2 protein-coding genes are annotated in these 13186 nt (G+C 72.5%); both read right to left on the bottom strand.

Features of this window, described 5'->3' with window-relative positions:
* Positions 1 to 27: 27 nt before the first annotated feature.
* Complete coding sequence (locus ABIA33_RS36815) at positions 28 to 11970, bottom strand: SDR family NAD(P)-dependent oxidoreductase (RefSeq protein WP_370088348.1); 11943 nt, start codon at positions 11968 to 11970, stop codon at positions 28 to 30.
* Between the two features lie 39 nt (positions 11971 to 12009).
* Positions 12010 to 13186: KR domain-containing protein (locus ABIA33_RS36810; protein ID WP_370088344.1), on the bottom strand; the 1177-nt coding region annotated here is incomplete at its 5' end.

Below are 13186 nucleotides of genomic sequence, written 5' to 3'. Positions count from 1 at the left end.
CACCTGCTCACTCCGTGGCGCGCCCGCCTACGACCTGCCGAGCTGGTCGTGGATGAAGGCGAAGAGTTCCTCGTCCGAAGCGGCCTGGAGCTGCTCGGTGTCGACCGCTGCGGCAACCGGCTCCGCAGCGGACGACACACGTCCGAGCAGAGTCTGGAGCCGGGAGGCCAAGGCAGCGCAGGCCTCGCCGTCAGGGGCGGCTGCTGCGAACGCTGCCTCCAGGCGGTCCAGTTCGGCCAGCAGCGGCTGGGCGGACGCGTCGGCCGCCGGGGCGGTCTCGGCGAGGAGGAGTTCGGCCAGTGCGGCGGGCGTCGGGTGGTCGAAGACCAGCGTCGCGGACAGCCGCAGGCCGGTGGCCGCGTTCATCCGGTTCCGCAGCTCGACCGCCGTGAGGGAGTCGAATCCAAGCTCCTTGAAGGCCCGTTCAGCCACGACGTCCTCCGGTCCCGCATGCCCGAGGACGGCCGCGACCTGCGTGCAGACCAGCTCGAGCAGCAGCTTGTGGCGGTCCTCCTCGACGAGCCCGGCCAGGCGCTGCTTCAGCGTCGGGCCTTCGGCGACCGTGGCGGCCCGAACTGCGCGGCGCGCGGGAGTGCGCACCAGGCTGCGGAGCAGCGGCGGCACCAGCGCGGGGTCCGCGTGGGAGCGCAGGCCGACGACGTCGAGGCCCATGGGGGCGACGGCGGCCCGACCGAGGGTGGCGGCGGTGTCGAGGAGCGCCAGGCCCTCGGGCGAGGACAGCGGTGTGATGCCGCCGCGGGCCATCCGCTGGAGGTCTGCCTCGTCGAGCGCGCCGGTCATGCGGCTGCTCTCGGCCCACAGGCCCCAGGCGAGCGAGAGTCCGGCGAGTCCGGCCGCGTGGCGGTGCCTGGCCAGCGCGTCGAGGAAGGCGTTGGCCGCCGCGTAGTTGCCCTGCCCGGCGCCGCCGAAGGTGCCGGCGACGGAGGAGAACAGCACGAAGGCCGCGAGGTCGGCCGAGGCGGTGAGCTCGTGGAGGTTCAGTGCGGCGTCGACCTTGGGACGCAGCACCGTATCCACCCGCTCGGGCGTGAGCGCCGAGACTACGCCGTCGTCGATGACGCCGGCGGTGTGGACCACGGCGGTGAGCGGGTGCTCGGCGGGTACGGAGGCCAGAAGGGCGGCGAGGGCGTCCCGGTCGGCAGCGTCGCAGGCGGCGACGGTGACGTCAGCACCGAGCGCGGTCAGCTCGGCGACGAGCTCGGCCGCCCCCGGCGCGCCGGGTCCGCGCCGACTGGTCAGCAGCAGGTGCCGGGCCCCGTGCTCGGCCACAAGATGCCTGGCGACCAGCGCGCCGAGGGTGCCGGTGGCACCGGTGACCAGGACGGTTCCCTCCCGGTCCAGGGGCGGCGGCACGGTGAGTACCACCTTGCCGATGTGCTTGGCCTGGCTGACGAAGCGGAACGCCTCGGGGGCGCGGCGGATGTCCCAGGTGGTGACGGGCAGGTGCTGGAGGGCTCCGCTCTCGAACAGGGCCAGGACGGCGGTGAGCATCTCGTTGATGCGGTCAGGTCCGGCCTCGATGAGGTCGAACGCCCGGTAGCGGACACCGGGGTGTTCGACGGCGACCTGTTCGGGGGTGCGGACGTCGGTCTTGCCCATCTCGACGAAGCGGCCTCCGCGCGGCAGCAACCGCAGCGAGGCGTCGACGAACTCCCGCGCGAGGGAGTCGAGGACGACGTCCACACCACGCCCGCCGGTGGCGGCGAGGAAGCTCTGTTCGAACTCCAAGTCGCGGGAGGACGCGATGTGCTTCTCATCCAGACCCATGCCGCGCAGCGCGTCCCACTTGCCCGGACCCGCTGTCCCGTAGACCTCGGCGCCCAGATGGCGGGCGAGTTGGACTGCGGCCATGCCGACACCGCCGGCGGCAGCGTGCACCAGAAGCGACTCGCCCTGCTGCATACCGGCGAGGTCGACCAGGGAGTAGTAGGCGGTGAGGAACACCACCGGGACGGACGCCGCCTGGGCGAAGGTCCAGTTGTCGGGCATCCGGGTGACCATGCGCCGGTCGGTGACCGTGACTGGCGCGAATCCGCCGGAGAGCATGCCAAGCACCCGGTCGCCGACGGCCAGGTCGGTGACGCCGGGGCCGACCTCCAGGACGACGCCCGCGCCTTCGAGGCCGAGCAGCCCGGCGTTGCCGGGGTACATGCCGAGAGCGTTGAGGACGTCGCGGAAGTTGAGTCCGGTGGCGCGGACGCCGATGCGGATGTGACCGGGGTCGAGGGGTGCGACCGCAGCGGGGAACTCGATCAGTTCGAGGTTCTCCAGGGTGCCCTTGACCGGGATGCCGAGCCGCCAGGCGACAGCGTCCTCGGGCGGAGTGAGCGCGGCGTCGGTCGGGATCCTGACCAGCCTGGGCACATAGCAGTCCCCCCGACGGACGGCCAGTTCCGGTTCGCCGGTGGCCAGTGCGTCGGGCAGCACGGCATAGGAGCCGGCGTCGTCGTCCAGGTCGAGCAGGACGAAGCGCTCCGGGTTCTCGGACTGGGCGGAGCGGATCAGGCCCCACACTGAGGCGTGTGCCAGGTCGGCGTTGTCCTCGCCGGCGAGTGCGGCGACGGCTCCCCGGGTCACCAGCACCAGTCGGGCGGCGGCGAACCGGTCGTCGGCCAACCAGGCCTGGGCCAGGGCGAGCGCGCGGTGGGTGGCGCCTCGGACGGCGTCAGCCGAGTGCGGGGCTTCGCCCGGTCCGCCGTCGGCCGACACGGGCAGAGTGCAGTGGACGAGCACCGTGTCCGGGACGGCCGTGCCCGCGTCGACGGCGGCGGCCAGCGCGGGCAGGTCGGAGTAGGCCTCGGCGGCGATGCCCTCCGCGCGGAGGATGGTGCCGAGGTCGTCGCCGAGGACGGCCCAGCGGCCGGTCTCCGGTGCCTTCGCCGCCGTCTCGGACTGCGGGAGCGCCGTCCAGTCCACCTGGAACAGCGAGTCGTGGTATGCGCTGCGTGCGCCCCGCAGCTGTTCCGCGGAGACCGGGCGCAGCACCAGGGAGTCGACTGTCGCCACAGGTGCGCCGGTGGTGTCGGCGAGGACGAGGGCGACCGAGTCCGTGCCCCGGGGGGTGATCCGGACCCGGACCGCCGTGGCACCCACGGCGTGCAGGGACACGCCGCTCCAGGCGAACGGCAGTCGGCCCTGTTCACCTCCCGACTCCTGCAGGAAGGTACCGTGCAGCGCGGCGTCGAGCAGGGCCGGATGTAGCCCGAACAGGCTGCCGTCCGCCTCAGCCGCCTCAGGCAGGGCGATCTCGGCGAAGACCTCGTCGCCCCGGAGCCAGGCGGCCTTCAGGCCCTGGAAGGTGGGGCCGTAGCTGAATCCGCCGGCGTCCAGGCGCTCGTAGAGTCCCGCGACATCGACCGCTTCGGCGCCTGCGGGGGGCCAGGCCGTGAGGTCGTCCGATGGCAGCACCTCGCGTCGGCCGTCGCCGCTGGCGAGCGCACCGCTGGCGTGCCTGGTCCACGGCTCGTCGGGAGCCACGTTCTCGGCGCGCGAGTACAGGCTCAGCGGACGGGTCCCCTCCTCGTCGGGGGGGCTCAGCCAGAGCTGGATCTGGATTCCACCGGAGGCGGGCAGCACCAGCGGGGCTTCGAGCGTGAGTTCCTCCAGGCGGTCGCAGCCGACCTGGTCGCCGGCCCGGATGGCGAGTTCCACGAACGCGGTTCCCGGCAGCAGCACCGTGCCGGAGACGGCGTGGTCGGCGAGCCAGGGGTGGGTCTGCAGGGACAACCGCCCGGTGAACAGGTACCCGTCGGACTCGGCGAGCGGAGAGGCGGCGCCGAGAAGCGGGTGCCCGGGGGCGACCAGCCCGGCCGAGGCAACGTCAGCGGCCCACAGCGCGGGTGCCTCCAACCAGTAACGCTCGCGCTGGAACGCGTAGGTGGGCAGGTCGACCCGCTGAGCGCCGGTTCCGGCGAACACGGCCTCCCAGTCCGGGCTCAGGCCGCGCGCGTGCGCACCCGCCACGGCGGTGGTGAGCGTCACCGGTTCGGGGCGTCCGGTGCGCAGGGCGGGCACCAGGATCGCGCCGTCGGTCTCCTCCAGGCAGTGCTGGGCCATGGCGGTGAGGACTGCGTCGGGGCCGAGCTCCAGGAAGACGCTGACGCCTTCGCGCTCCAGTGTCTGCACGGCGTCGCAGAAGCGGACGGCCTCGCGGACGTGCCGCACCCAGTACTCCGCCGAGCACAACTCGTCGGTCGAGGCTGGGACACCGGTGAGCGTGGAGACCACCGGGATACGCGGAGCGCGATAGTCCAGACCCTCGGCGACCTTGCGGAAGTCGTCGAGCATGCCGTCCATCAACGGTGAGTGGAAGGCATGACTCACCGTCAACCGCTTGACTCTGCACCCCAGTTCCTCGAAGTGCGCGGCGATCGCCAGCACCTCGGCCTCCTCACCGGAGACCACCACCGCCGCCGGACCGTTCACCGCAGCAACCGATACCCGGTCCTCACGGCCCACCAGCAGCGGAACCACCTCCGCTTCCGACCCCTGCACCGCCACCATCGCACCACCGCGCGGCAACTCCTGCATCAACCGCCCACGCGCCGCAACCAACACAGCCGCATCCGCCAACGACAACACACCCGCCACATGCGCCGCCGCCAACTCGCCGATCGAATGGCCAGCCAGGAAGTCGGGACGCAGTCCCCATGCCTCCACCAGCCGATACAACGCCACCTCGACCGCGAACAACCCGGTCTGGGTGTACGCGGTCTCATCCAGCAACGCAGCCTCAACCGACCCCTCGACCGCAAACACCACCTCCCGCAACGGACGCCCCAGATGCACGTCCAACTCCGCACACACCGCATCGAAGGCCGCGGCGAACACGGGGTATGCGTCATACAACTCACGCCCCATACCTACCCGCTGACTACCCTGCCCGGTGAACAGGAACGCGGCCTTGACGGTGCCGGACGCAACGCCCTGCACCAGGTTCCCGGCCGGCTCGCCGCTCGCCAGGGCCTGCAGGCCGCGCAGGAGTTCGTCCTGGTCACTGCCGATCACCGCCGCCCTGTGGTCGAGGCTGCTGCGGGAGGTGGCGAGGGAGTACCCGATGTCGGCGGGGTGCGGATCTGTGTCGCCCGCCAGTTGCCGGTGCAGCTTCGCGGCCTGGGCTCGCAGGGCATCCGCACTCTTGGCGGACAGCACCCACGGAACCACCGTGCGTACGTCGTCCTCATCTCCCACAGCGGAGGGTTCCTGCGCGGGTGCCTGCTCGATGATCGCGTGCGCGTTGGTGCCGCTGACGCCGAACGAGGAGACCCCCGCGCGACGCGGCTGCCCGGTCTCGGGCCACGGAGTGGCCGCGGTGAGCAGCGAGACGGCGCCCGCCGACCAGTCCACGTGCGGCGTGGGCTCGCCCACGTGGAGGCTCTGCGGGAGCACGCCGTGCCGCATCGCCATCACCATCTTGATGATCCCGGCGGCACCAGCGGCGGCCTGGGTGTGGCCGAGGTTGGACTTGATCGAACCCAGCCACAGCGGCCGATCGTCGTCCCGATCCTGACCGTAGGTGGCGATCAGGGCCTGCGCCTCGATCGGGTCACCGAGCACTGTGCCCGTGCCGTGCGCCTCCACCGCGTCGACCTGGTCCGGGGTGAGGCCGGCATTGGCCAGGGCCTGGCGGATCACCCGCTGCTGCGACGGACCGTTCGGCGCCGTCAAGCCGTTGCTGGCGCCGTCCTGGTTGACTGCGGTACCGCGCACGATCGCCAGCACCGGGTGCCCGTTGCGCCGGGCGTGCGACAGCCGCTCGACGAGCAGCATCCCGACGCCCTCGGCCCAGCTGGTGCCGTCGGCGTCGGCGGAGAACGACTTGCAGCGGCCGTCGGCGGCCAGGCCGCGCTGGCGGCTGAAGTCGATGAAGGTGTCAGGCGTGGACATCACGGTGACGCCGCCGGCCAGCGCCAGCGTGCACTCGCCGGAGCGCAACGCCTGGCTCGCGAGGTGGAGGGCCACCAGCGAGGAGGAGCAGGCGGTGTCGACGGTGACCGCCGGACCCTCCAGGCCGAAGGTGTAGGACACCCGTCCGGAGGCGACGCTGCCGGAGCTGCCGGTACCCAGGTAGCCCTCGACGCCCTCGGGGATGGCGGGCAGGCGGGAGACGTAGTCGTGGTACATGACGCCGGCGAAGACGCCCGTGCGACTGCCGTGCATCGAGAGCGGATCGATGCCGGCCCGTTCGAACGCCTCCCAGGACGCTTCGAGCAACAGGCGCTGCTGCGGGTCCATCGCCAGCGCCTCGCGCGGGTTGATGCCGAAGAACCCCGGGTCGAAGGCGCTGGCGTCGTGCAGGAAGCCGCCTTCGCGGGCGTAGGAGGTGCCCTGACGCTCCGGGTCGGGGTCGTAGAGCGCCTCCAGGTTCCAGCCTCGGTCGACCGGGAACGCGGACACGCCGTCGCCCCCGGTGGAGACGAGCCTCCACAGCTCCTCGGGCGAGGACACTCCGCCTGGGTAGCGACAGGCCATGCCGATGATGGCGATCGGGTCGTCGTCGAGCGATGCCGTGACGGCCGGCACGGCGGCGTCGGCATCGGCGTCCGAGCCGAGAAGCTCGGTGCGCAGCTGCTCGGCGAGGGCGGCCGGGGTGGGGTAGTCGAAGACCAGGGTGGCGGGCAGCCGCAGCCCGGTGGCGGTGCTCAGACGGTTGCGCAGCTCGACGGCGGTCAGCGAGTCGAAGCCGAGCTCCTTGAAGGCCAGTCCCGGTTCGACGGCGTCCGCGCCGGCGTGACCTAGCACGGCGGCCACCTGACCGGTGACCAGGCCGAGGAGGGCCTTGGCGCGCTCGGCCGCAGGCAGCGTCGCCAGGTGCTGCGCGAGCGAGGCAGCGGCGGAGTCTGCGTCGGCGGCCTGCGCGGAGCGCCGAGCGGGTGCCCGAACCAGGCCCCTGAGCAGGGCGGGCAGCGCCGGGGAGGCTGCCTGGGCACGCAGTCCGGCGAGGTCGAGCCGCATCGGGACGTAGGTCGCGCCGCCCAGCGCGGTGGCGGTGTCGAGGAGCGCCAGGCCCTCCTCTGAGGAGAGCGCGGCGACGCCGGCCCTGGTGATGCGGTGCAGATCGGCCTCGTCGAGCGCACCGGTCATGCCGCTGCGCTCGGCCCACAGGCCCCAGGCAAGCGAGGTCGCCGGCAGGTCGGCGGCCCGTCGGTGCTGTGCGAGGGCGTCCAGGTAGGCGTTGGCCGCAGCGTAGTTGGCCTGTCCCGGGCCGCCGAGGGTGGCGGCCGCTGCCGAGAAGAGTACGAAGGCCGCGAGGTCGGCCGTGGCGGTGAGCTCGTGGAGGTTCAGTGCGGCGTCGACCTTGGGACGCAGCACCGTATCCATCCGCTCGGGCGTGAGCGCGGAGACGACGCCGTCGTCGATGACGCCGGCGGTGTGAACGACCGCAGTGAGCGGGTGCTCGGCCGGCACCGAGGCCAGCAGCGCCGCCAGGGCCTCCCGGTCGGCAGCGTCGCAGGCGGCGACGGTGACGTCAGCGCCCAGCGCGGTCAGCTCGGCGACGAGCTCGGACGCTCCCGGGGCGCCGGGTCCGCGTCGGCTGGTCAGCAGCAGGTGCCGGGCCCCATGCGCTACCACCAGATGCCTGGCCACCAGTGCGCCGAGGGTTCCGGTGGCACCGGTGACCAGGACTGTGCCCTGCGGATCGAGGCCGCCCAGACCGATGTCGTCTGACTCACCGTCGTCAGCTGCCGCGACTCGGGCGAGCCTCGGTATGTGCACCGCACCTGCGCGCAGCGCGAGCTGCGGCTCGCCGCCCGCGACGGCGTTCGGCAGCATCGCCGCTGACGCCTCGTCCAGGTCGAGATCGAGCAGGACCAGCCGCCCGGGGTGCTCGCTCTGCGCCGATCGGACGAGCCCCCACACGGCGGCGGCGGCCAGGTCGGCGATGTCCTCGGCGCGCGTGACAGCCATGGCGCCCCGGGTGACCAGCACCAGGCGGGCGTCGGCGAGACGGTCGTCGGCGAGCCATTGCTGCACCAGGGCGAGCGTTCGGCACACCGTCGCGTGCACGGCGGCCGCGTTCCCGTCCGGCTCGGTGCGCACCACCGTCAGGACGGTCTCCGGTAGCTCCGTGCCCGCCTCGACTGCCTCGACCAGCGCTGCGAGGTCGGGGTATGCCGGGCAGGCGGAGCCGCCTTCGCGCAGGCCGAGGTCGTCATCGCCGAGCACCGCCCAACCGACGGTGGACCCGGTGGCGGGTGCCGGGGACGTCTGCCACTCCACCGTGAACAGCGACTCAAGGTGGACCGCGCGGGCGGCTTGTACCTGCGCGGCCGAGACCGGGCGCAGGAGCAGCGAGTCCACGGCGGCGACGGGGGCGCCGGTGCCATCGGCGACGGTAACCGCGACCGCGTCCTCGCCAGCCGGGGAAAGGCGCACCCGCAGGGTGTCCGCGCCCGAGGCGTGCAGGGCGACCCCGCTCCAGGCGAACGGGAGCCGTCCGGACTCGCTGGGACGCAGCAGCGTGCCCATGCCGACGCCATGCAGTGCAGCGTCCAGCAGGGCGGGGTGCAGACCGAAGAGGCGGGCGTCGGCTCGGGCGTGCTCGGGCAGCCGGACGTCGGCGAAGACCTCGTCGCCCAACTGCCAGGCGGCGCGGAGCCCCTGGAAGACCGGGCCGTAGCCGAAGCCTGCCTCGGCCAGGTGGTCGTAGAGTCCGTCGATCGGTACCGGCACGGCACCCGCCGGTGGCCAGCTGTCCAGACCGAGTTGCTCGGCCGGGCTGCCGGCGGCGGCCGGTGCGAGCACGCCGGTGGCGTGCCTGGTCCAGACATGATCTGGGGTCAGGGCCGCGCCGCCCGCGGTCTCGTCGGGCTCGGGGCGGGAGTGGAGGGTGAAGGTGCGGCTGCGGGAGCCGTCAGTCTCGCCCACCGCGAGCTGGATCTGGACCGCGCCGCGCTCGGGCAGCGCCAGCGGGGCCTCCAGCGTCAGCTCGGCGAGGAGGTGGCAGCCGACGTGGTCACCGGCCCGGATCGCCAGCTCCACGAATGCGGTGCCGGGCAGCAGGACGGTTCCCATGACGGCGTGGTCGGCGAGCCAGGGGTGTGTCTGCAGGGACAGCAGTCCGGTGAACAACACGCCGTCGGCGTCAGCGAGGGCGACTGCGGCGCCGAGCAGCGGGTGGTCTGCCGCGCCAAGTCCCGCCGAGGTCACGTCGCCGAGCCACCCCGCGGGGGGCTCGGGCCAGTGGCGTCGACGTTGGAAGGCGTAGGTGGGGAGTGGAACCTGGGTGCCGCCCCAGCCTGCGGACACCGCCCGCCAGTCGGGTGCGGCACCGCGGACGTGGGTCCGGGCCAGTGCGGTCAGTAGGGTCTGCGCCTCGGGGCGTCCCGTGCGCAGGGCGGGCACCAGCGCCGCGCCGTCGGTCTCCTCCAGGCAGTGCTGGGCCATGGCGGTGAGGACTGCGTCGGGGCCGAGCTCCAGGAAGGTGGTCACGCCGTTGGCGTCGAGCCAGCGCACGGCGTCGCAGAAGCGGACGGCCTCGCGGACGTGCCGCACCCAGTACTCCGCCGAGCACAACTCCTCGGTCGCCAGCGTCCCGCCGGTGAGCGTGGAGACCACCGGGATACGCGGAGCGCGATAGTCCAGCCCCTCGGCGACCTTGCGGAAGTCGTCTAGCATGCCGTCCATCAACGGCGAGTGGAAGGCATGACTCACCGTCAACTGCTTGACCCTGCGACCGAGTTCCTCGAAGTGCGCCGCGATCGCCAGCACCTCGGCCTCCCTACCGGAGACCACCACCGCCGCCGGACCGTTCACCGCTGCAACTGACACCCGGTCCTCACGGCCCACCAGCAGCGGCACCACCTCCGCCTCGCTAGCCTGCACCGCCACCATCGCACCACCGCGCGGCAGGTCCTGCATCAACCGCCCACGCGCCGCAACCAACACAGCCGCATCCGCCAACGACAACACACCCGCCACATGCGCCGCCGCCAGCTCACCCACCGAGTGCCCCGCCACGAAATCCGCAGCCAGACCCCAGTCCTCGACCAGCCGATACAACGCGACCTCGACCGCGAACAAACCGGTCTGCGTGTACGCGGTCTCATCCAGCAACGCAGCCTCTGCCGACCCCTCGACCGCGAACACCACCTCCCGCAACGGACGCCCCAGATGCACGTCCAACTCCGCACACACCGCATCGAAAGCGGTAGCGAAAACAGGGAAGGCGTCATACAATTCACGCCCCATACCCACCCGCTGACTACCCTGACCCGTGAACAGGAACGCGGTCCTGCCCTCGGCCGCGACGACGCCCTGCACCAGGTTCGGCGCAGACTCGCCTGCGACCAGCGCGTCCAGACCCGCCAGCAGTTCGTCACGGTCGCCGGCAAGCACCGCGGCGCGGTGGTCCAGCGCGGCGCGGGTGGTGGCCAGCGAGTGGGCCAGGTCGGCCTGGGAGAGGTCGGGGACGGTGTCGAGGTGCGCGCGCAGTCGCGCGGCCTGGGCCCGCAGCGCTTCGGCCGTGCGGCCCGACACCAGGTGCGGCAGCAGTTCGGGGGCGGCGTCCTGCGGTGCTTTGGGCACGGCCGGCTGGGCGGGGGCCTCCTGTGGCGCCTGCTCGATGATGGCGTGCGCATTGGTGCCGCTGACGCCGAACGACGACACGCCCGCGCGACGCGGCTCGCCGGTCTCGGGCCATGACCTGGCCGCGCTCAGCAGCGCGACGCCGCCGGAGGACCAGTCCACGTGCGGCGAGGGCTCGTCGACGTGCAGGGTCTGTGGGAGAACGCCGTGCCGCATGGCCATCACCATCTTGATGACGCCCGCGACACCGGCGGCGGCCTGGGTGTGGCCCAGGTTGGACTTCACCGAACCCAGCCACAACGGCCGGTCGTCGGGGCGCTCCAGACCGTAGGTGGCGAGCAGCGCCTGCGCCTCGATCGGGTCACCGAGCACTGTGCCCGTGCCGTGCGCCTCGACCACGTCGACCTGGTCCGGGGTGAGGCCGGCATTGGCCAGGGCCTGCCGGATCACCCGCTGCTGCGACGGACCGTTCGGCGCGGTCAGGCCGTTGCTGGCGCCGTCCTGGTTGACGGCCGAGCCGCGGATCACGGCGAGCACCGGATGCCCGTGGCGGCGCGCGTCGGACAGCCGCTCCAGGAGCAGCATCCCCACGCCCTCGCCCCAGCCGGTCCCGTCCGCAGCCGCCGCGAAGGACTTGCAGCGACCGTCGGGGGCGAGCCCCCGCTGGCGGCTGAACTGGACGAAGGCCCGCGGGCTGGACATCACCGTGACGCCGCCGGCCAGGGCCAGCGAGCACTCCCGCTGCCGCAGCGCCTGCACGGCCAGGTGCAGCGCCACCAGCGAGGACGAGCAGGCGGTGTCGACGGTGACCGCCGGCCCCTCCAGGCCGAAGGTGTAGGACACCCGGCCCGAGATCACGCTCGCGGCGTTGCCGGTGAGGGTGTATCCCTCGACGCCTTCAGGGACTTGGTGCAGCAGTTCGCTGTAGTCCTGGCCGTTGGTTCCGGCGAAGACGCCGGTCCTGCTGCCCTTCAGCGAGGTCGGGTCGATGCCCGCCCGCTCCAGCACCTCCCACGACGCCTCCAGGAGCAGCCGCTGCTGCGGGTCCATTCCGAGCGTCTCGCGCGGGCTGATCCCGAAGAAGGCTGCATCGAACTCCGGGGCGTCGTACAGGAAGCCGCCCTGCTGGGTGTAGCTGGTGCCCTGCTGGTCGGGGTCCTCGTCGAAGAGTGAGGCGACGTCCCAGCCACGGTCGGCCGGAAAGTCACCGATCGCGTCCCTGGCCTCGGCCACCAGTTGCCACAGATCCTCGGGGGAGTTCACTCCGCCCGCGAACCGGCAACTCATCGATACCAGGGCGATCGGCTCCGAGTCGCCCGACTCCACCTCGCGCAGCCGCTGGCGGGTCTGGTGCAGGTCCCCAGTCACGCGCTTCAGATAGTTGAGGAGCTTGTCCTGATCCACTGTTGGAACCTCACCAATTCGATGACTGCAAGTACGTGCGGGTTGGTTGCGGAGCGGTCAGGCCATGCCCAGCTCGTTGTCGATGAAGGCGAAGAGCTCGTCGGCCGAGGCCGACTGCAGCTTCTCGGTCACTTGGGCGTCGGGCTCCTGCAGCTGCGGGGTGCTGCTCCACTTGGCCAGCAGGGTCTGCAGGCGGGCGGCGACGTCCGCACGGACGTCCTCGTCCTCGGTGACCGTCGCGAGCGCGGCCTCCAGACGGTCGATGTCCGCGAGCGATGCGCCGTCCTGCGCCCGGTCACCGGGCAGCAGGTCCGCCCGCAGGCGGGCAGCCAGAGCGGCTGGAGTCGGGAAGTCGAACACCAGGGTCGCCGGCAGCCGAAGCCCGGTGGCCGCGCCGAGGCGGTTGCGCAGCTCCAGGGCGGTCAGCGAGTCCAGCCCGAGTTCCTTGAACGCCCGGCCGGCGCCCACTTCCTCGGGCGTCTCGTGTCCCAGCGCTGCCGCCGCGTGGGCCCGCACCAGGTCCAGGACTGCCTGCTCCCTTTCCAGCTCGGCCATCCCCGCCAGGCGCTGGCGCAGGGCGGAGCCGTCGGCGGGCCCTTGCTCCGCTGCGATCCCGTCGGCCGCTGCTGGCCGGCGGGCTGCGGGCAACTCGTCCAGCAGAGCACTGGCACGGACGGCGGTGAAGCCCGGAGCAAAGCGTTGCCAGTCGATGTCCGCGACCGTGACCACAGTCTCGTCCAGGTCCAGGGCCTGCTGGAGGGCGGCGATCGCCGACTCCGGCCGCATGCCGGGCAGCCCGGCACGGTCCAGCCTGTCACCGATCAGGCCGTCGGCCGCCATGCCCGTCCCGCCCCACCTGCCCCAGGCCACCGAGGTGGCGGGCAGCCCGTCGGCCCGCCGGCACTCGGCGAAGGCGTCCAGGTAGGCGTTGGCCGCTGCGTAGTTGCCTTGTCCGGCGTCGCCCAGCGTGCCGGCGATGCCGGAGAACAGGACGAATGCAGTCAGGTCGAGTTCGCGGGTCAGTTCGTGCAGGTTCTGCGTCGCGTCCACCTTGGGGCGCAATACGCCCGCGACGCGCTCGGGCGTCAGCGAATCCAGAACGCCGTCGTCGAGGACTCCGGCGGTGTGCATTACCGCTGTGAGGGGTGTTTCGGTGGGTATCGAGGCCAGCAGGTCGGCCAGAGCGTCGCGGTCGGCCACGTCGCAGGCCGCGATGGTGACCCGGGCGCCCAGC

Source organism: Streptacidiphilus sp. MAP12-16 (genome assembly GCF_041262165.1).
Taxonomy (GTDB): Bacteria; Actinomycetota; Actinomycetes; order Streptomycetales; family Streptomycetaceae; genus Streptacidiphilus.
Note: the sequence above shows the minus strand (reverse complement) of the source record. Positions and strands in the feature narration are given on the sequence as shown.